This window comes from Prevotella sp. oral taxon 306 str. F0472, from assembly GCF_000257925.1.
GTDB lineage: Bacteria > Bacteroidota > Bacteroidia > Bacteroidales > Bacteroidaceae > Prevotella > Prevotella vespertina.
In genome coordinates, this window is sequence record NZ_AJIN01000067.1 from 180,231 (window position 1) to 201,453 (window position 21,223).

Below are 21,223 nucleotides of genomic sequence, written 5' to 3' on the forward strand. Positions count from 1 at the left end.
GACAATCAGTCTGAATTCAAACCTTTTATCCATTGTCTCATAGGAAAGTATTTCCTAAATAAGAGACTATTCATGATATACAATTATCAAATTAGTTGGTTTGAGTTTATGAGACAGATTACACTTCTAGCATTCGACGCTGATGACACCTTATGGGGGAGTCAGACGTACTTCGATTCAGTAGAGCAAGTGTACTGTGAGATCCTTGCTTCGTATGCAGAAGCAGATGAGATATCAAGGTCTCTTCGGTCTACTGAGAGAGAGAATAATGTTCTTTATGGTTGTGGAAGTAAGTCTTTCATACTTTCACTAGTAGAGAATGCAGTTTATATAAGCCAAGGAAAGGTTACAGGAGAGGAGATAGAACAGATAATTGGGATAGGGAAAGAGCTGTTGCGATTGCCTGGTAAGCCCTTTGATAGAGTGCGATCGAGCCTAGAACAGCTACGTGCAACGGGGTTATATCGCATGGTTGTGTTCACACGAGGCGAACTTCTCGATCAGGAGAAGAAGATGGAACGATCGGGATTAAGGTCTTTCTTCGATGATGTCATCGTTGTTTCGGACAAGACAGAGGACGCTTATCGCAGATTATGCAAGCGTTTCAACGTCAGAACAGAGCAATTATTGATGGTGGGCAATTCGTTTTCTTCGGATATCGAACCCGTTTTAGACGTTGGAGGATGGGCTGCCTACATCTCTAATTATGGCTCTTGGAAGGATGAAGCAATGGTTCATAATGTTCATCCTAGGCTCATCCGATTGTCAAGGATTACTGATCTTGGACCATGGCTAAGCTCTCCCTCGATGTTTATAGATAAATCGAGACTCTCGTGAATTAGATAATGTATATAATGAGGAAAGGCTCATAAGTTGGATGAATTGTCCTTCTTATGGGCCTTTCTAATTGTGGGGGTGGGAGCCTCCCCAAGCCCCTCCGAAAGGAGGGGATGTGCATAAGAGGCTATAGATGAGAATTGCAAGGATTGAAGCAGACACCTACGTTAATAGGAGAAGAAGCCTCACCCCCAACCATCTACAGCCTCACCCCCAACCCCTCTCCGAATGGAGAGGGGCGTGAATACTACTGTTTGCAAATAAAGAGGGCGTTTCTTTGATGCAAGGAGAGGCTCTTCTCATAGCAACGAAACGCCCTTCTCAAGTGGAGAAGGGCGTTTCCTTTAATTCTAAAATATTATTACCTCTATTCCTGTTTAGCATTACTTTGCAAGCTAATGGCAGTATTCACGCCCCTCTCCATTCGGAGAGGGGACGGGGGTGAGGCTGTAGATGGACGGGGGTGAGGCTTCTTCTTTCCCTACGAATAGGGTTGGGTGGGGTTTTAACTACATCCCGCAGAAGAACAGGACGATGATTTGTGCGGTGAAGATACGCAAGAACATGCTTAAAGGATATACCGTTGAGTAACCAATGGCAGGGGCTTCACCATTACAGATAGAGTTGGCGTAAGCCAGTGCTGGTGGGTCGGTATAGGTTCCAGCAAGCATTCCCATGATAGTAAAATAGTTGAATTTATACTTCATGCGAGCGATAGTTCCAACGATGAGAATAGGAACAATCGTGATGAGGAAACCCGTATATACATACTTCAAACCGTCTCCCTGCACCACAGTATCCCAGAAACCTGCACCCGCCTTAATGCCTACTGAGGCAAGGAACAAGGCTAGTCCGAACTCGCGTAACATCATGTTTGCGGAGGTTGTAGTATATGTTACGAGGTGCATACGATAGCCAAATCGACCAATGAGGATGGCTATAATCAATGGACCACCAGCCAAACCGAGCTTCAAAGGAACGGGCATGTGTGGTATAGTCAATGGTAAGCTACCAAAGAGGATGCCCACGATAATGCCGATAAAGATGGTTGCGATGTTAGGAGTATTTAGACGTTTTTCAGAGTTACCCATTAGTTCGGCAACACGATTAACATTCTCTTCTGGACCCACAACCATAATGCGGTCGCCCACATTAAAGTGGTGGTTACGACTTGCGAAGAGGTCCATTCCCTGACGACTAATGCGCGTTACGTTCACACCATACACCGAGCTGAAGTGCATCTTAGCCAATGTTTTACCATTCATAGCACTGTTGGTGACGATAATACGCTTGCTGACCATCTTCTTGGGTTGGTCTTCTTCGTGCCAATCAACCTCGATCTCTGGACCAATGAAAGCCTGGATAGCCTTTGCATCGCCCTCTGCTGAAACGATAATCACCTCATCGCCCGACTCGAGAATGGTATCTCTATTAGGTACAGATATGTCTCCCTTCTTATTAATACGTGTACAAACTATGTCACGATTGAGGAACCCTGAGATCTCTTGTAGTGTACGTCCTGCAATGTAAGCGTTGGCTACCTTGAGTGACATAATGTGTGGTTTGGCATTCGGGTTCTCACCTTCTTCCTCCATCAACTTGTCGTTCTCCTCTTGAAGATTGACCTTGCAGATGTAGCGAACAGCGATAGTTGCACCGATGATACCCACTACTCCCAATGGATAAGCGCATGCGTAACCATTGGCAATATCGAAGTTCATGTTGTCTTTGAACACACTATGCAAGGCTTCGGTGGCTGCACCAAGACCCGGAGTGTTGGTTACTGCACCATAAAGTGTACCTACCATCATAGGCAGGTTACTGCTGTTTGAGGTGTCAAAGAAGATGTAGTAGCATGCAAACATCATCAAGATGTTCAGCAGAATGGCTACTGAAGAGAGGATATTGAGCTTCAATCCGCCTTTACCGAAGCTCTCAAAGAAACCTGGACCAACCTGTAGACCAATCATAAAGACGAAGAGTATTAGTCCAAAGTCTTGTAGAAAGTTCAATACTGGGCGTGGCCCTGTGAAGTTAATGTGCCCTGCGAGGATGCCAACAAAGAGTACGAAGGTGACGCCGAGGGATATTCCTCCGATCTTAATCTTACCTAAGTAGACACCAAGAGCAATGACGATAGAATACAGTAACACGATGTGTGCTACCGAGTCTTGTGTTTGGAATAAATTTATTAACCAGTCCATAAGTATTAATATATCGCCTACAAAGTTAGACTTAATATTTTACTCCTGCAAATTTAATGCTTAGAAAAGGTAAAAGAGAGGCCTCACCCCCGTCCATCTACAGCCTCACCCCCAACCCCTCTCCGAATGGAACAACCCCTCCCAGCCTCCCCCAAGGGGAGGAGTGCCTAACGGGAGAAAGTTAGAAGAAGCCTCACCCCCAACCCCTCTCCGAATGGAGAGGGGCGTGAATACTATAGTTTGCAAATGAAGGGGGCATCTCTTTGATGTAAGGAGAGGCTCTCTTTGATATGACGAAACGCCCTTCTCCAATCGAGAAGGGCGTTTCTTTAATTCTAGAATATGATAACCTCTATTCCCGTTTAGCATTAACTTGCAAGCTAATAGCAGTCATCACTCCCCTCTCCATTCGGAGAGGGGACGGGGGTGAGGCTTCTTCTCGATTGTAGAAGGGCGTTTCGTCAATTCTAGAATATGATTACCTCTATTCCTGTTTAGCATTACTTTGCAAGCTAATAGCTGTATTCACGCCCCTCTCCATTCGGAGAGGGGACGGGGGTGAGGCTGTTTGTTGAATAAAAGATAGGCTTTTGGGGAAGACATCCCCTCCTTTCGGAGGGGCTTGGGGAGGCTTCTCTTCCTTTCCTATTGCGCAATAATTTCCTTGATCATAGCGATGAGTTTCTCCTCACCTAAGCCCGAACGCTCACCAGCGGAAGCAATCGTTGCCTTCTTAAGGATGAGCTTTCCGAGTGGAGAGTTTAGCATTTTGAAGGGTGTGTAACGTGCTGCAAGTTCCTTTTTCAGTGTTGGATAAGCTGCAAAAAGGTCTTTTAGCTGCGTTTCGGGAGTGATGGCAATAGGTTTCTTTGTCGTCCCTTCTGCAGAATCAGAGTCTTCTTCAGGATTGGTTGGGGTGCTTCCTGTGTTGTTACCAGTGGGAGAGTTTGGTTCCTGATTAGCCCATGTTAATAACGTTTGAGAGCCTGTCAGCGAACGAATATGTGTGCAATCCTGCATCATTTCGAGTACACCTCGGAAATTACCAGCGTCATCATGCACCGCAAAATAGACGATGTAAAGGAACACCTCAGGCTTGTTAATCCAAAATTCAGCCTTCTCCTGCTCCCCATTACGGAACTTCTCAACGATCTCCTTAACGATATGTACGCTCTTACGAGGGTGACAGTTGGATACTTCGCGACCAATGACATTCTTCGAACGAGGGAATATTCGATGGTCAGTGTCCGAATAGAACTTCACCAATTCATGCTCATCTACGAAAGAGATGTCTACTGGTAAGTGCTTATAAATAAGGTTGATTTGTTCCAAGGTGAGCTTTCCTGTGGTTACATCTAACTCCTGATCCTTCCCAACGGAATAGCCATGTTTCTTTAAAAGTGCCTGTAAGTCAGCCGCAAAGGAGCTATCATCAGCGGTGGATGTTGTGGCTGTCTTTGGCGTTTCTTCATGCTTAACATCAAAGAAAGCAAAGCCTATCTCTTGATCACCCGACTTCATATCCTCAAATTCGGCAGGGCTGATTAATGCCAAGGAAGTGGGATAGAGGATACGTTCCTCCTTATCCATAAGGTCGCGTGCAAGCTCTATCATCTCCTTTTGAGCAGCTATGAACTGATCCTCATCACCAGCTTCCAAGAGTTGATAACAGTTCTTGATAGCATCTCGAACGATGTCATCAAAGTTCCACATCGTCGTTGTTGGTCGATCAAAACCTTTCTTTTCCAATAACGGATAGAGCTGGTTTTGCTTGCGATGGTAGTGCTTTGGATATTGACGGAACTGATCGTACAATTCGAGCCATTGGTTTTTAATGACGGGATATTGCACTAGGTCCTCTGCAGCAAGCAATAGTTTGCGCATCTCATCATTCTCTTTATAATAATGTGTAAGCGGATGGTCGGCTGGTAACTCTGGTCGACTCGTGTCCATGAAACCCTCCAGTAGCTCATTCACCTTGCGCATATCCACACGTACACACTCGTCTTCAGCACCATCTTTAAGCGTTTGCTCCATGTAAGCAATGTGATAGGGGCGAATCTTCCCCACCTTTGTTCGCATGATTTCACGTGCTTCCTCGAGTGTTATCTTACCTGTTTCGTAACGCTCCTCAACGTCAAGAAGCGCCTTCATCTTATCCATTTCTATCTCTGGGAGATAGTCTTTCATCTTATTAACCATAGTCTGTTACAGATTAAATATTCGTTTGTTGCAAAGGTACTTACCGATAATGAATATCTTAGATAACATTTGTTACCTGGTGATGTTAAATCCTTTTGGTTTTTAGTTAAATAATCTTTTAAATCCTGGAAGTCGCTACTTCATAATCTGAAAGTAGTGTGTTCGCAAGCTTAAAATACTTCTCCTCTCATGACCTCATCCACTTTTATATCCGTCTTATCGGTTGGGATGTGTGCAAAGAACTGAAAGGAGAAGCAGACAGCGAGCTTATAAGCACGACTTATCAGCGGTAGGAAGCGATCGTAATAGCCTCTTCCACGTCCGAGGCGATTACATTCTGCATCGAAAGCCATGCCTGGAATAAGGGCAAAGTCGATGCTTTCATAATCATCGAAATAGTTACCAGTGGGTTCCATGATTCCATATGAACTGCATTCCATTGCTTCCCACCCCCGAAAGAGACGCAGTTCCATCTCCGTCGGACTCACTACTACGGGTAGCAGTATGCGCTTCCCGTCATCGTAGAGTTGCTGAATAAGCTCGTGTGTGTTGACTTCGTCGGGCATTGAGGTATATAAGAAAATGGTATTAGCAACCCTTAATTGCGGATGAGCCTGCACCTTATTTATAATAAGGTGTGACTGTTCTGTGAGTTCTTCAGCCGTGAACTGCTGTTTGAGCAGTCGTACATAACGGCGCAACTCAGGCTTCGTTTTCCCCTTAAAGTCCTCCTCCCATGTGGGAGAGGAGGGTTTAGGAGACAGGTTGTATGTCATTATCTTCTTAGATTAGGACGGGTTCGTCCGTGTGAAACAGACGTATCCCGTGCATGATTTTGAGGTTTTAGAAGAAGGCTCCGAGGCATCTTGAAGACACTTAAAGCCCGCTTTATAGTTTCGTCCGTGAGGTTAGCATACTCGTAAAGAGCCTGCTCATCAAGGATATTATAGATGATTCTACTGTTGAGGTAATCCTCCAGTAGGGTGTGCGAACGCATGATCATGAGGTTACGACGATGTAGCCCGTTGTGGTCGGCATAGTTAGCAAAGTCGCTGACAAGGTTCTGCTTAGACAGATAAGCAGCCAGTGGGCGCATCTCTGTGTAGGTACTTAACTTCTTACGATACTTATCCGTGTAATTGAAGCAATACTGCATCATCAGTCCACTAAGCACCGCCTCTTTGAAATAAGACGTCACCTTCGATGTGTCCTCAGGCACGAATATATCAGGCGTAATGCCTCCTCCACCATAAACAGTGCGCCCGTTATGGGTGTGATAGGCTGGTCCTTTATGCTTGATACTATCCTGTGAGAAGAATTCCCCATTCTTGTAACGTGTGAGAATGTCGTTCTCATAGTCGATGTTATCGCCTGGCTTGAATGGTTTCTGTATGCATCTGCCCGACGGAGTGTAGTATCTTGCTACTGTAAGACGTATCATGCTACCATCAGGGAACTGTATCTGCTGTTGCACAAGACCCTTTCCAAATGATCTGCGACCCACTATTAAGGCTCTATCATTGTCCTGCATTGCCCCCGCAAAGATCTCTGCTGCAGATGCAGAGTTCTCATTGATGAGTACAACCATTGGTATATGTTGATAGCTTCCACGCCCATCACTACGATAATCTACCCTTGGGCTCTTCCTTCCTTGTGTATATACAATGAGTCTATTCTTCGGTAGGAACTCATTAGCCATTTGTACGGCGGCATCGAGGATACCACCTCCATTGTCTCGAAGGTCGATTACTAACTGTCTAGCTCCTTGTATATTCAAGGATTGCAGAGCGGCAAGCATCTCTGCATAAGTGCGTTCGCCGAAGTTCTTAACACGTATATATCCAGTGGAGTCATTCAACATATAAGCTGCCGAAATACTCTTTACTGAGATGTCACCACGCGTCACTGTGAATATTCTTGGTTGACGATCTCCATAGCGCAAAACGCCTATCTTGACCTTAGAATCTTTAGGTCCTTTGAGCCTGCGCATGGCTTCTTCGTTTGTAGCAGACTTCCCCACGAAAGGCTTACCACCGATACTTACCACCTTATCACCAGCCAGAATGCCAGCCTTATCAGCAGGTCCATCCTTGATAACATTCTGTACTCTCAATGTGTCGTTACGTATGATAAACTCAATACCAACGCCTGAGAAGGAGCCTTTCAAGTCGTCAGTAGCAGCCTGAACATCCTTTGCGCTGATGTAAACAGAGTGTGGATCGAGCTCCGAAAGGATCTCTGGTATAGCCTTCTCAACCAGTTCGTCGATATTGACAGAGTCGACATACTGATCATCAATGATGTGTAGTAAGTTATTCAATCGATTGCTTCCACTATTGATAATATTCAATCGGTTACCAGAGAAGTGATTGGCATAAAAGGTGCCAATGAGGACTCCGATGACTACAGACACAGCCATCAATAGTGGTACGAAACGATTATTTTTATCTTTATTCATAAATGTTCTTACTTATCAGCGGGCATTTCTTACACCTTATTATATTAGTCCTGTCCGCCCTCTAAAGCCTTATATTCAACCTTTACACCAGCCTTTTTCAGCAAGTCAATACCATCTGTTAGACGATACTTCTCGGCATATACAACCCGACGAATCCCCGATTGGATAATCAATTTGGCACATTCTATACAGGGCGAAGCCGTTACGTAGAGCGTTGCCCCATCACTATTATTACTACTTCTAGCCAGTTTCGTGATAGCGTTAGCCTCGGCATGCAAGACGTAAGGAAACGTCGTTCCAGTCTCGTCCTCACAGACATTCTCGAATCCACTTGGCGTACCATTATAACCGTCACTAATAATCATCTTGTCCTTAACTACTAGTGCTCCGACCTGTCGACGACGGCAGTATGAGTTCTCCGCCCATATCCTTGCCATGCGTAGATAACGATAGTCTAGAAGGGATTGTTTGCTGTTCATGCTTAAAGCTCTTTGTTAGTTCTTATTCCATCACGCTCCATCAACGCCTGTATCGTTGGTTCTTTACCACGGAAACGCTTATAGAGTTCCATTGGATGTTCCGTCCCTCCGCGAGAGAGAATATTGTCGCGGAAACGTTGCGCAGTGCTTTGGTTGAAGATACCCTCGTGTTTGAACACACTGAAAGCATCGGCATCCAGTACCTCAGCCCACTTGTAGCTATAGTATCCGGCAGCGTATCCTCCTGCCATGATATGCGAGAATTGCACCGTCATACACGTGTCCTTGCGTTGTTCACCGATAATCGCCTTTGCCCAAGCCTGCTTCTCGAAAGGAATGATATCATCGGTAAACTCATCCTTTTGTGTGTAGTACGCCATATCGAGCAAACCGAATGCAACTTGTCTTAAACAGGCTGTTGCAGCACCGAAGTTACGACTGGCAATAATCTTGTCAATCAGTTCGTCGGGCATTGGTTCACCTGTTTGATAATGGAAGGCAAAGGTTTTTAGGAACTCTTTCTCTACTGCGAAGTTCTCCATGAATTGCGAGGGTAGCTCCACAAAGTCCCACCATACATTGGTACCAGACATGCTTTCGAAGCGCGTGTTAGCGAACATTCCATGTAGAGAATGCCCAAACTCATGCAGGAAAGTCTCGACTTCTCCGAGTCGAAGTAACGCTGGTTTGTCCTCCGTTGGCTTAGATAGATTCATCACTAAAGACGCATGCGGGCGCACGTTCTTGCCGTCTTTATCGATCCACTGACCCTGGAACTCGGTCATCCAAGCACCATCCCTCTTGCCTTTACGAGGGTGGAAATCGACGTAGAGAACCGCTAAGTAGCTGCCGTCCTTGTCGTAGACTTCATAAGGCTTAACGTCAGGATGATAAACAGGAATTGCCTTATTCTCCTTGAAGGTAATACCATAAAGGCGAGTGGCAAGCCCGAATACACCTTTAATGACATTATTTACTTCAAAGTAAGGGCGTAACATCTCAGGGTCAAGATCATACTTCTTCATCTTCAGCTTATGCGTATAATAAGCCGTATCCCATGGCTCCATCTTGAAGTCATCGCCCTCTATTTCCTTTGCTAAAGCCTCTACTTCCGCATGTTCGGATAGTGCAGTAGGCTTGTAAGCAGTTATGAGGTCATTCAGTAGTTTATATACATTCTCCACCGAAGAAGCCATGCGATATTTCATGACATAATCAGCGTATGTATCGTAACCAAGCAACTGTGCCATCTCACGACGTAGGTTCACGAGACGCTTGCAGACCTCAAGATTATTCGTATCATTGTTCTTTATGCACAGAGTATTGCGTGCCATGAATAATTCCTGACGCAAGTCTCTTTGCGTACTGTACATCATGAACGGTCCATAACTGGGTGCATCAAGTGTGAACACCCACCCTTCAAGCTCGCGTTCTTTGGCTGCTTCGCGTGCAGTCTCACGTGCCGTATCAGGTAAACCATCGAGTTGCTGTTCATTAATAATATGTAAGGTGTAAGCCTTATTCTCCTTGAGAAGGTTCTGAGAGAACTGCAATGAGAGCATAGAAGCCTCTTCGGTGAGTTGTCGGAGGCGGTTTTTTCCATCCTCATCGAGCAACGCACCACTACGAACAAAGCCGTCATAGCTATTCTCCAATAGTCTGGCTTCCTCCGGGGTAAGCTCCCGATGGTGTTCATGCACACGTTTAATTCGTTCGAACACCTTAGGATTTAGACTCACATCATTGCTATGCTTCGTGAGAATAGGGCTCATCTTCTGTGCTAAAGCATCCATCTCATCATTCGTTTCCGCACTTAGCATATTAAAGAAAACAGCCTCCACACGATTCAACAAATCGTAGTAATGCTTTCGTCCCTGTACATCATCTTCGGGTATGATAGTATTCTCGAAGGTTGGTTCTTCAGGGTTATTAACGATCTTCTCTATTTGTTCATCCTCACGACGAATGCCCTCCATCATAGCTTCCTCATAGTCTTCTAGGCGGATGCGATCGAATGGCACCGTGTCATGCGGTGTATCGTATGGTAGAAAGAAAGGGTTTTTGTGTGTCCCTTCTGTTGGTGTTTTATCTGTCATATTATATCTCTCAATCTTATCAATGTACAAAGGTAAACAAAAAAAAGGACTTTTCACTTATTTAAGAGAGTTTTTATAGAAAATTAGGCAAGGCTCTTCTTTAATTCAAAATTCAAAGTTCATAATTCAAAATTATGATTAGTTCTGTTTGTAATGAAGGTCTGCTAAGATACTCTGTAGCATATCGTCCAATGTAACGGGGCTGTCCCTGGTTAGCGTGAGTCATGAAGTAGCAAATGAAGAGACGCTCTTCTCGAATTGAGAAGGACGTCTCTTTGCATTAAGGAAGGCGTCTCCTCACATCGAAGAAACGCCCTCTTTGAATTAAAGTAAGCCTCCCCTAATTGGCTCCCGTTAGGCACTCCTCCCCTTGGGGGAGGTTGGGTGGGGTTATTCCATTCGGAGAGGGGTTGGGGGTGAGGCTGGTTGTTGAATCAAAGAAGAGCTTTGGTGGAATACATCCCCTCCTTTCGGAGGGGCTTGGGGAGGCTGTTTGTTTGCACTTTGATTATGCATTTTGAATTCCAGCGAATAGTCTGTATGATGATAAAAGGTACTCGGTTTGCCTAAAAAACCTTATTATAAGCAGTCTAATTCATAGAAAAGTAGTATCTTTGCACATTAGTATGTAATTATAAAACATAGGTAGTTTAGACAACAATTAAACATTCATAATCGTGGCTGAAACAAAGTATATCTTCGTAACGGGCGGCGTTGTTTCCTCTTTAGGGAAAGGTATTATCTCGTCGTCAATCGGTAAGCTCCTGCAAGCAAGGGGTTACAACATCACCATTCAGAAGTTTGATCCGTACATAAACATCGACCCTGGAACGCTAAACCCATACGAGCATGGGGAGTGCTACGTAACTGTTGATGGTATGGAAACCGACCTTGACCTCGGTCACTATGAGCGTTTTACGGGCATACAGACCACTAAGGCCAACTCAAAGACTACTGGTCGTATCTACAAGAGTGTCATTGATAAGGAGCGTCGGGGCGATTATCTCGGTAAGACCATACAAGTTGTTCCACACATAACAGACGAGATTAAGCGTAATATCAAGCTCCTTGGCAAGAAGTATCACTATGACTTTGTGATTACAGAGATTGGTGGTACGATCGGAGATATTGAGTCGGCACCATTCTTGGAGGCTATTCGTCAGATGAAATGGGAACTCGGAAAGCGTGCTATCAACCTCCATTTGACCTATGTGCCATACCTTAAAGCAGCGGGCGAGTTGAAGACTAAGCCAACACAACATAGTGTGAAAGAGTTGCAGAGTGTGGGTATTCAGCCTGATATACTCGTGCTTCGTACAGAGAAACATCTCGATGATGATATTCGCAAGAAGGTGGCTGCTTTCTGTAACGTGGACTTCGACTGCGTTGTACAAAGCGAAGACTTACCTAGCATTTATGATGTTCCTATCAATATGCAAGCACAAGGTTTGGATGCAGCAATATTGCGTAAGTGTGGCGAAGAGGTAGGTCCTGCACCGAGCCTAGGCCCTTGGAAGGAGTTCCTCGATCGTCAACGCAAGGCGAAGAAAGAAGTTCATATCGGTCTTGTGGGCAAGTATGACCTGCAAGATGCATATAAGAGTATTCGTGAAGGATTGCTTCAAGCAGGTGTATATAACGACCATAAGACAGTTATAACATTCATTTCTTCAGAAGAGATAACCGAAGATAACGTTGCAGAAAAGCTAAAAGGACAGGACGGAATAGTGATTTGTCCGGGCTTTGGACAGCGTGGTATCGAAGGGAAAATAGTGGCAGCACATTATACACGAACCCATGACATCCCGACGTTCGGAATCTGTCTTGGTATGCAGATGATGGTTATTGAGTTTGCACGTAACGTCCTCGGATATAAGGATGCGAACTCTCGTGAGATTGACGGAAAGACCCCGCACAACGTTATTGATATCATGGAGGAGCAGAAGAACATAACCAACATGGGTGGAACAATGCGTTTGGGAGCTTACGAGTGTGTACTTCGTCAAGGCTCAAAGACATTTGATATTTATAAACAAGAACATATCCAGGAGCGTCACAGACATCGTTATGAGTTTAATAACGACTATGAGAAGGAATTTGAAAAGCATGGTATGCAGTGCGTCGGACGCAATCCTGAGAGTGAGTTAGTCGAGATTGTAGAGGTATCGGGACTACGTTGGTACATCGGAACTCAGTTCCATCCAGAGTATCAATCGACGGTTCTTCACCCACACCCATTGTTCCTCTCATTCGTAAAAGCATCTATAGACAATCAGAAAAAACAATAAATGGATAAGAAAACTATTACTGGGTTCATCCTTATAGCCCTAGTACTTTTTGGCTTTGCATGGTGGCAACAACCATCTAAAGAGCAGCTTGAACAACAACAAAAAGAGGCTCAACTCGATTCTATCGCAGCGGCTAAGAAGAACGCAAGTCAGAAACTCCTTGCAGCAAAACAAGCACAACAAAAGGCACAGGCTGCCACTGATACGACGGCTCTTTTTCATTCGGCACTGAATGGAAAGGCGCAAGATATCACACTAAAGAATGGTAAGGTGGAGTTGACCTTGTCGACTAAGGGAGGTGTTGTTCGTAAGGCAGTTATCAAGAACTATGTAGGTCATGACATTGATGTAAAGGATGGTTCTAAGGATCAGAAAGACCTTACTTTATTCAGTGGGAACGATCAGAACCTTAACTTCATGCTGTCTGCTAAGACTTCAAACATCGAAACAAAGGATCTTTACTTCACGCCTTCTAACGTCACAGATAGTACTGTTACGCTTACTGCTGAGGCTGGAAAGGGTAAGACCTTGACGCTGAACTATACCCTTGGAAGGGATTATCTCCTTCACATGTCATTGCAGGCTGAGGGCATGAGTGGTATGTTTGCACCTAATTATAACCAAATGGATATCAACTGGGAAGATAGGTGTAGACAGCAAGAACGTGGCTTTATGTTTGAGAACAGATATGCTACTCTGACTTACAAGAAGCACGATGGCAGTACAGACTACCTCAGTGAAACCTCCGAGAAAGAGGAGACTACAGAGGAGCCAATGGACTGGGTGGCATTTAAGAATCAGTTCTTTTCAGCGGTGATGATCGCTAAAGACAACTTTGCAACAGGTGCACAGCTCAAGAGTACACCGCTTGAGAAGGAGACAAAATACCTCAAGCAATATGCTGCCAACATGAAGGCTGGATTCGATCCAACGGGTAAGAAGGCGTCAGAGTTTGAGTTCTACTTCGGTCCGAACGACTTCCGTCTATTGCAATCAGTCGAGAAGGAGAGTCGCTTCGGGAAAGACCTTGATATGCAGAGACTCGTCTATCTCGGGTGGCCACTGTTCCGTATTATCAACCGATGGTTCACTCTTTACGTCTTTGACTGGCTAAGTAAAGTGTTCCCAATGGGCGTTGTTCTCATCCTTATCACCTTATTATTAAAGCTCATAACATTCCCAATGGTGAAGAAGAGTTATATGAGTTCGGCTAAGATGAGGGTGCTGAAACCAAAGCTCGATGAGGCTACTAAGCAGTTTAATAAGCCTGAAGATCAAATGCAGAAGCAGCAAGCTATGATGCAAAAATACGCCGAGTATGGTGTGAGTCCATTATCTGGTTGCTTGCCAATGCTTATCCAAATGCCTATTTGGATTGCGATGTTCAACTTTGTTCCAAACGCCATCCAATTGCGTGGAGAGAGCTTCCTTTGGATGAAGGATCTCAGTACTTACGACCCGATCTGGTCGTGGAATAGCGACTTATGGCTTATCGGTGACCACCTCTCACTGACGTGTATTCTATTCTGTGGAGCCAATCTTCTCTACTCTTGGTTCACAATGCAACAACAGAAAGATCAGATGGTTGGACAGCAAGCAGACCAAATGAAAATGATGCAATACATGATGTTTGCGATGCCACTCTTCTTCTTCTTTATGTTCAATAACTACTCTTCTGGACTCAACTTCTACTACTTTGTGTCCCTCTTCTTCTCGGCTGCTATCATGTGGACATTGCGTAGAACGACCAATGACGAGAAGCTTTTAGCAATCCTCGAAGCGCACCGAAAGGAAAAGAAGAACGATCCGAAGAAGGCGAGCGGACTCTTTGCTCGTATGCAGGCATTGCAAGAGATGCAGCAAAAACAGCAAGAGGAAATGCGTAAGAAACAGGACGAATTAAATAAAAGAAAGAAAGGTCTATAACTATGAACAGGAACTTAACGGTCGCAATGACAGCTGCTTTGATGATGACGGGGACTGTGTCTCAGGCACAGGAAGTCAATATCGGACGTAGCAACATCACGCTAAAAAGCGACCTGATGACGCCTGAAGCTCTTTGGGCTATGGGTAGAATCGGGTCGGCACAAGCCTCTCCTGATGGTAAGAAAATCGTCTATCAAGTAGGCTACTACAGCGTTAAAGAGAACCGAGGACATCAAGTGCTTCGCATTATGGATGCCGATGGTAAGAATGACAAACTACTGACTACCTCTGCTAAAAGTGAGAGTGATGTAGCATGGTTGGACAACCAGACTCTAGCTTTCCTAACCGATGGTCAGCTATGGACAATGTCGACTGATGGCAGTAATAGACATCAACTGACTCACTCTGACATAGCCATCGAAGGCTTCCGATTCTCACCTGACAAGAAGCGCGTGGTATTGGTCAAGAGCATTCCTTATCACGGCACTATCAAGGAGAATCCAGATGATCTTCCAAAGGCAACAGGTATGTTAATCACCGATATGAACTATCGCCATTGGGATCACTACGTAACTTCTAATGCGCACCCATTCGTTGCCAACGTCACAGCTAATGGCGTGGATGCAGGCAAGGACATACTTGAGGGCGAGCCGTATGAGAGTCCGATGGCGCCTTTCGGAGGGATAGAACAGATTGACTGGAGCACTGATTCAAAGTCAGTTGCCTATACTTGTCGTAAGAAGGAGGGCACTCAATATGCCATTTCTACCGATGCCGACATATATATATATAATGTGGAAACGGGTAAGACAACCAACCTCTGCAAGCCAGCCGACTATGTGGAACCAAAGATCGATGCGACAAAGAGTATGCGAGATCAGGCTGTCAACCATCAGTCAGGAGACTTTAATGTAGGCTATGATGTCAACCCTAAGTTCTCACCTGACGGCAAATACATTGCTTGGCAGAGCATGAAACGCAATGGATATGAGAGTGATCGCAATCGACTCTGCGTCTACGAACTGGCAACAGGACGCAAGACTTATGTCACAGAGAGCTTCGACTCGAATGTAGATGACTATACTTGGAGTGCTGACTCTAAGTCTTTATACTTCATCGGAGTATGGCATGCAACCGTTAATGTCTATCAGACCAACCTCAAGGGGGCTGTTCGTCAACTTACAAAGGGTGACCATAACTATGTAAGTATCGCTCTGTTAGGTAATAAACAGCTATTAGGTATCCGTCAGAGCATATCTCAACCGAATGAAATCTACGCTATCACGCCCTCAAAAGGCAATGCGGATAGTCAACAGACACAGCTTACTTTCGAGAATAAACACATCTTCGACCAACTCGCTTTAGGTGAGGTTAAAGATCGTTGGGTTGCTACTTCAGACGGAAAGAAGTTACAGGAATGGGTGATCACACCGCCTCACTTCGATCCTAACAAGCGTTATCCAACTCTCTTGTTCTGCGAGGGTGGACCTCAAAGTCCCGTCTCTCAGTTCTGGAGTTACCGCTGGAATCTACAGATCATGGCGGCTAATGGCTATGTAGTAATAGCCCCGAACCGACGCGGACTACCGGGTTATGGCAGTGAATGGAACGAACAAGTAAGTACCGATTGGACGGGTCAGTGCATGCGTGATTATCTATCGTCTATTGACGACGCAGCGCAGAATTTGCCCTTTGTCGACAAGGATAACTTGGCTGCAGTGGGTGCTTCTTTCGGTGGATTCTCGGTTTACTACCTTGCAGGAATACACAACAAGCGATTCAAGTGTCTGATTGCTCACGATGGAGCATTCAATCTCGAGAGTATGTACACGGACACTGAAGAGGCTTGGTTCAGCAACTGGGAGTATGATGATGCGTATTGGAACAAGGACAAGAGTGCGTCTGCTCAACGCACATATGCCAACTCTCCACATCTAAACGTTGATAAATGGGACACCCCGATACTATGTATCCATGGTGAAAAAGACTATCGTATTAATGCCAACCAAGGCATGGGCGCATTCAATGCCGCTCGATTACGTGGTATCCCAGCAGAGCTCTTGCTCTTCCCAGATGAGAATCACTGGGTGTTGAAACCACAAAATGGTATCCTCTGGCAACGCACCTTCTTTAATTGGCTCGACCGCTGGTTGAAGAACAAGTAAGCACCAGGAGGACTGGTTCTAGGTATCCTAATTGTTTTTAAGATACCTAGAACTTCTAGAAAACCAGCACTCATTAGAAAAACAAAAGACAATAATCAAGAAAAAACAAAACAATCAATTATAATGGTAGAAACAATTCAAAGAAAGCTCAGTGACAGTCCTAAAGCACGTTGGACAGCCCTGATTATAGTTGCATTTACTATGATGATGGGGTACTTCCTCACTGATGTAATGTCGCCATTGGAGGCACTCTTAGAGACTCCAAAGGCTCAGGGCGGTCTCGGATGGACGTCAAGTAACTACGGATTCTTCGCTGGTAGTTATGGACTCATCAATGTCTTCCTACTCATGTTGTTCTTCGGTGGCATCATACTAGACAAGATGGGCATACGATTCACAGGTTTGATGGCATGCTCCTTGATGGTGATTGGTGTTGCAATTAAGTACTTCGGCGTTAGCACCGACTTTGGTGATAGCGTCTTCTCTATCAGTGCTTTCGACTTCAGTTTACCAATGTCTGCAGCCGTAGCATCGCTTGGTTACGCTATATTCGGTGTAGGTTGTGAGATTTGCGGAATCACAGTTTCAAAGGTAATCACTAAGTGGTTCACTGGTCACGAACTTGCTCTTGCGATGGGAATACAGGTAGCTTTGGCTCGTCTTGGTACTGCCGGTGCCATGATGGGTTCGTTACCATTTGCCAAGGCGATGGGTGGTCACGTTAGTGCACCAGTCCTTCTTGGTCTCGTCCTACTCGTTATTGGTTTGCTTGCATTCATTGTTTACACCGTAATGGATAAGAAGCTCGATGCGTCAACAGAGGCAGTTGAGGGACAGAATACGGCAGATAGCGAGGATGAAGGATTCCACTTCTCCGACTTGAAGTTTATCTTCTCCAACCCAGGTTTCTGGTGTATTACAGCTCTATGTCTGCTCTTCTATAGTGGAGTATTCCCATTCTTTAAGTTTGCAACAAAGCTGATGATTACCAATTATAACGTACCCGACACCTTTGCTGGAATGCTTCCTGGGGTGATACCATTCGGTACCATCCTCCTCACCCCATTGTTTGGAACGCTTTACGACCGCATTGGTAAGGGTGCAACCTTAATGCTCATTGGTAGTACAATGCTCACTTGTGTGCACTTCATCTTTATGATTCACATCCTCCCAGTGGGCTGGTTTGCAGTCGTAATCATGCTTGTCTTAGGTGTAGCCTTCTCTTTGGTACCATCTGCCATGTGGCCAAGTGTACCAAAGATTATCCCTATGAAGCTCCTCGGTTCGGCGTATGCAATCATCTTCTACATACAGAATATCGGTTTGAGTCTAGTGCCAATGGCAGTAGGATCATTCAATAAGAACGACCCAAGCTACTTCTCTATGGAAGCGTTCTTCACCTCTTGTGGCGTTGCAGCAATCATTGTTTCGCTTGTACTTATCGTCATTGATAAGAAGAAGAAGTACGGTCTTCAGGAAGCAAATATCAAGAAGTAAGGATGCAGGAGGGAGGTTCTATCCATCAAGGATAGCCTTCTTTAAACTCTATTCTTACACCCAGAAAAGCCTCCCCCAACGCTATTCGTAGGGAAAGAAGAAGCCTCACCCCCGTCCATCTACAGCCTCACCCCCGTCCCCTCTCCGAATGGGAAAGCCTCCCCCAACCCCTCCGAAGGGAGGGGAGTGCCTAACGGGAGCAAGTTAGAAAAAGGCACTCTTAATACAAAGGGGGCGTCTCTTTCATGTAAGGAGAGGCTCTTCTCATAGCAACGAAACGCCCTTCTCCAAGCGAGAAGGGCGTTTCTTTAATTCTAGAATATTATTACCTCTATTCCTGCTAACTATTCTCTTCCATCCTACTAGTAGTAATCACTCCCCTCTCCATTCGGAGAGGGGACGGGGGTGAGGCTGTAGATGGTTGGGAGTGAGGCTTCTTGTTAAATCAAAGAAGAGCCTCCACACGCAAACACTTGGTGGTTTCTTCGGTGAGACGGAAGTGGTGGTTAATACGCTGACCAACAACCCATAAGATTGTCCCCGTGGCATCTTGCAAGACAAGTTGCGTGCGTTTCTCAAAGCGGTTACGCTTCCGATTGGTTAAAAAGTCGCTTACTAATTGCGTACCCTGCATACCCAATGGAGTGAAGCGATCACCTACCTCTGTTCGACGAAGAGTCAAAGGGAAACGGATGGAGGCTGCATCTAAGTCGATGATGTTCGCATCCTTCGAGAAAGAAAGGGGTGTTTGTGGGTTGCGAAAAGACGCCGTTAGTCGGATAGAAATGCGCTCATCATAGACATAACGCCCCGTCTCAGGAATAAGGAGCGGGCGTGGAACATCGTGTTCAAGCGGTAGAACGAGCAGAGAATGACGATCGTGAGTAAGCTCATAAGCCGCAGACTCCCATAGTTGCCCTGTCTTTTCGTTTGCAAGTTCAGCAACTTCTGTAATCTGCGAAGTGGTAAATCCGAGTGGTTTCAACACATAGAAAAGTAGGTAAGAAGGCGCAGGGAATTGCCGAACAACCTGTAAATCAAGAGCAAAAGGAACATTCTCTTCAGAAATGAAAGGACGTTTGAAAGATATTTCCTGACCATTCCTAAGAGGCTTGACAGCCGATTGTAACGCCTGCAATAAAGATTCTTCTACAATCTTATCTACATCCATTAAGTGCCGAGCCGTTGTAAGAATAGCATCGTTAACAGACGGGTTGATGGCTGCTAACTGGGGTAAAATATTCAATCGGAGTTTGTTTCTTACAACGTCATCAACGAGGTTTGTACTATCAGTAACATACGAAATAGCCTGCTGATGGAGGTATTCTTCTATCTCCTTACGGCTCACGCAGAGCAGAGGACGCACAATGTCGCCCTTCTTCGGACGGATTCCAAGCATACCACTAAGCCCCGTTCCACGCACAAGATTGATGAGTATTGTCTCGACGGAATCCTCTTGATGATGCCCAACACATATCGCATCAGCCCCAAGAGCCTCTTTCAACTGAAAGAAGTAACGATAACGCAGTTCACGTGCAGCCATCTCTATGCTCACTTTATGCACCTCGGAATAGGTCAAAGTATCAAAGTGAGCAATGTGAAGAGGTATGTTTAATTGTTTACACAGGCTCTGGCAATACTCCTCATCACGATTGCTTTCATCGCCACGGAGGTGGAAATTGCAATGAACAGCGTCTGTCTCGTAACCTAACTGGCGCATTGTCAACAGCAGGGCGACGCTATCAGCACCGCCCGAAAGGGCTACAAGGCAATGAGCCTTAGGCTTTAAGAGCTGTTCCGAGGCTATGTAACGCTTGATCTTATTCAACATATAGCACCAAGCCCTTCAAGTATTCGCCTTCAGGATGATATATATTGATAGGGTGATCGGCTGGTTGATGAAGCTGATGGAGTATCCGCACCTTTCGACCCGCTTGTGCGGCAGCTGTGAAAACAGCCTGTCTAAAGTTGTCTTTAGTCACTACCTGCGAGCAACTGAACGTAAAGAGAATACCGCCAGAGCGTATCTTTTCAAAGCCTTTCACATTAAGACGTGTATAGCCACGAAGCCCATTCTTCAATGCTTTTCGGTGCTTGGCAAAGGCTGGAGGGTCGAGTATAATAAGGTCATACTTGCCCTCGTTATCATCAAGATACTTAAAGGCATCCTCGCAGAAAGCCGCATGTTTCGTGTCTTCGGGGAAGTTAAGAGCAACGTTCTTATTAGTTAGTTCGATGGCTTTCGCCGAACTATCGACAGAATGAACACACTTTGCTCCACCGCGCATAGCGTACACTGAGAATCCACCCGTGTAACAGAACATATTGAGAACACTGCGTCCTTGGGCATAGTATTCCAATAAACTGCGGTTCTCCCGTTGGTCAATAAAGAAGCCAGTCTTCTGTCCTTTCAACCAATCAATATGGAACTTTAAACCATTCTCTATCGCTATGTTGTTATCCGTCTGACCATAGATAAACCCATTCTCCTGCCCTAGTTCGGCTTTAAAAGGTAAGGTGGTCTCACTCTTGTAATAGATACTATCGAGTTGATTTCCCATCACTTTCACCAGTGCGCGAGCAATGACTTCACGACAGACGTGCATACCAACGGAATGAGCCTGCATAACAGCTGTTGTGCCATATATGTCTATTACAAGTCCTGGAAGGTTGTCGCCCTCACCATGAACGAGGCGGTATGTGGTATTGGGATAGCCCTCCTTGCCTTCACCCGACTGACGAATTACCCCGATGGCATTGCGTACCTGCAAGGCAGCAGAGAGCCTGCTCTCCCAGAACTCATCGTCAATCTTGACATCATGAAATGATAAAACTCGTACGGCAATAGAGCCTATTTGGAAGTGACCAACAGCTATGAAGCGGTTGTCGTGGGTCATCACTCTGACGATATCACCCTCTTCCAATCCTTCATCAATACGATTAATTGCACCTGAGAATATCCATGGATGGAAACGAAGTAAACTCTCTTCTTTTCCTCTATTTAAGTATACTTGCTTATACATAAAGTGTTTTTTCGTTTATTATTCCTTTCATCTTGTTATTATCAAAAG

13 protein-coding genes are annotated in these 21,223 nt (G+C 45.2%); 5 read left to right on the forward strand and 8 right to left on the reverse strand.

Translation table 11 applies throughout. The features are described 5' to 3' along the window. Positions 1-108 precede the first annotated feature (108 nt). Entirely contained in the window at positions 109-837 is a 729-nt protein-coding gene (locus tag HMPREF9969_RS10965; protein ID WP_036895713.1) for an HAD family hydrolase, read from the forward strand. Between the two features lie 509 nt (positions 838-1,346). On the opposite strand, the gene HMPREF9969_RS10970 is transcribed toward HMPREF9969_RS10965, so the two are convergent. The 6 genes from HMPREF9969_RS10970 to HMPREF9969_RS10995 all read right to left on the reverse strand — a co-directional run bounded on the left by HMPREF9969_RS10970 (position 1,347) and on the right by HMPREF9969_RS10995 (position 10,276). After that, positions 1,347-3,041, reverse strand: coding sequence for a putative transporter (locus tag HMPREF9969_RS10970; protein WP_009435878.1), 1,695 nt, complete (start codon positions 3,039-3,041; stop codon positions 1,347-1,349). Positions 3,042-3,686: 645 nt separating this feature from the next. Beyond that, positions 3,687-5,243, reverse strand: coding sequence for a DUF438 domain-containing protein (locus tag HMPREF9969_RS10975; RefSeq protein WP_009435858.1), 1,557 nt, complete (start codon positions 5,241-5,243; stop codon positions 3,687-3,689). 170 nt (positions 5,244-5,413) lie between these two features. Continuing rightward, positions 5,414-6,019 (reverse strand): 5-formyltetrahydrofolate cyclo-ligase, encoded by a 606-nt coding sequence (locus HMPREF9969_RS10980; RefSeq protein WP_009435788.1) that lies wholly within the window; start codon positions 6,017-6,019, stop codon positions 5,414-5,416. Further along, positions 6,019-7,701, reverse strand: coding sequence for a S41 family peptidase (locus HMPREF9969_RS10985; protein ID WP_009435876.1), 1,683 nt, complete (start codon positions 7,699-7,701; stop codon positions 6,019-6,021). The genes HMPREF9969_RS10980 and HMPREF9969_RS10985 overlap by 1 nt, the downstream gene beginning before the upstream one ends. Before the next feature lie 44 nt (positions 7,702-7,745). Then, entirely contained in the window at positions 7,746-8,180 is a 435-nt protein-coding gene (locus HMPREF9969_RS10990; RefSeq protein ID WP_009435982.1) for a deoxycytidylate deaminase, read from the reverse strand. A 2-nt stretch (positions 8,181-8,182) separates the two neighbouring features. Then, complete coding sequence (locus tag HMPREF9969_RS10995; protein WP_009435901.1) at positions 8,183-10,276, reverse strand: M3 family metallopeptidase; 2,094 nt, start codon at positions 10,274-10,276, stop codon at positions 8,183-8,185. Between the two features lie 677 nt (positions 10,277-10,953). On the opposite strand from HMPREF9969_RS10995, the gene HMPREF9969_RS11000 reads away from it, so the two are divergent. Genes HMPREF9969_RS11000 through HMPREF9969_RS11015 form a run of 4 tightly spaced genes read left to right on the forward strand, consistent with a single transcriptional unit; the run spans position 10,954 to position 18,152 of the window. After that, positions 10,954-12,564 carry a CTP synthase gene (locus tag HMPREF9969_RS11000; protein WP_009435964.1) on the forward strand — a complete coding sequence of 537 codons (1,611 nt, stop codon included), beginning with the start codon at positions 10,954-10,956 and terminating at the stop codon, positions 12,562-12,564. After that, positions 12,565-14,490: a membrane protein insertase YidC gene (gene yidC / locus HMPREF9969_RS11005; protein ID WP_009435974.1), complete on the forward strand. Its 1,926-nt coding sequence runs from the start codon at positions 12,565-12,567 to the stop codon at positions 14,488-14,490. 2 nt (positions 14,491-14,492) lie between these two features. Continuing rightward, positions 14,493-16,655: an alpha/beta fold hydrolase gene (locus HMPREF9969_RS11010; protein WP_198005090.1), complete on the forward strand. Its 2,163-nt coding sequence runs from the start codon at positions 14,493-14,495 to the stop codon at positions 16,653-16,655. 42 nt (positions 16,656-16,697) lie between these two features. Next, positions 16,698-18,152, forward strand: coding sequence for an MFS transporter (locus tag HMPREF9969_RS11015; protein WP_232212675.1), 1,455 nt, complete (start codon positions 16,698-16,700; stop codon positions 18,150-18,152). Between the two features lie 445 nt (positions 18,153-18,597). Here HMPREF9969_RS11015 and tilS read toward each other — a convergent pair whose 3' ends face one another. Further along, the gene (tilS, locus tag HMPREF9969_RS11020) at positions 18,598-19,983 is read right to left on the reverse strand and encodes a tRNA lysidine(34) synthetase TilS (RefSeq protein WP_009435943.1); all 1,386 of its coding nucleotides are present in this window, start codon (positions 19,981-19,983) and stop codon (positions 18,598-18,600) included. After that, positions 19,973-21,175, reverse strand: coding sequence for a class I SAM-dependent rRNA methyltransferase (locus tag HMPREF9969_RS11025; RefSeq protein ID WP_009435985.1), 1,203 nt, complete (start codon positions 21,173-21,175; stop codon positions 19,973-19,975). The genes tilS and HMPREF9969_RS11025 overlap by 11 nt, the downstream gene beginning before the upstream one ends. Positions 21,176-21,223: the final 48 nt, after the last annotated feature.

Excerpts from the sequence above, each read along its gene's own strand:
- HMPREF9969_RS11025 (WP_009435985.1), bottom strand. The coding sequence starts at position 21,175 with ATGTATAAGCAAGTATACTTAAATAGAGGAAAAGAAGAGAGTTTACTT.
- HMPREF9969_RS10980 (WP_009435788.1), bottom strand. The coding sequence starts at position 6,019 with ATGACATACAACCTGTCTCCTAAACCCTCCTCTCCCACATGGGAGGAG.
- HMPREF9969_RS10985 (WP_009435876.1), bottom strand. The coding sequence starts at position 7,701 with ATGAATAAAGATAAAAATAATCGTTTCGTACCACTATTGATGGCTGTG.
- HMPREF9969_RS10975 (WP_009435858.1), bottom strand. The coding sequence starts at position 5,243 with ATGGTTAATAAGATGAAAGACTATCTCCCAGAGATAGAAATGGATAAG.
- HMPREF9969_RS10995 (WP_009435901.1), bottom strand. The coding sequence starts at position 10,276 with ATGACAGATAAAACACCAACAGAAGGGACACACAAAAACCCTTTCTTT.
- tilS (WP_009435943.1), bottom strand. The coding sequence starts at position 19,983 with ATGTTGAATAAGATCAAGCGTTACATAGCCTCGGAACAGCTCTTAAAG.
- HMPREF9969_RS10990 (WP_009435982.1), bottom strand. The coding sequence starts at position 8,180 with ATGAACAGCAAACAATCCCTTCTAGACTATCGTTATCTACGCATGGCA.
- HMPREF9969_RS10970 (WP_009435878.1), bottom strand. The coding sequence starts at position 3,041 with ATGGACTGGTTAATAAATTTATTCCAAACACAAGACTCGGTAGCACAC.
- HMPREF9969_RS11010 (WP_198005090.1), top strand. The coding sequence starts at position 14,493 with ATGAACAGGAACTTAACGGTCGCAATGACAGCTGCTTTGATGATGACG.
- yidC (WP_009435974.1), top strand. The coding sequence starts at position 12,565 with ATGGATAAGAAAACTATTACTGGGTTCATCCTTATAGCCCTAGTACTT.
- HMPREF9969_RS10965 (WP_036895713.1), top strand. The coding sequence starts at position 109 with ATGAGACAGATTACACTTCTAGCATTCGACGCTGATGACACCTTATGG.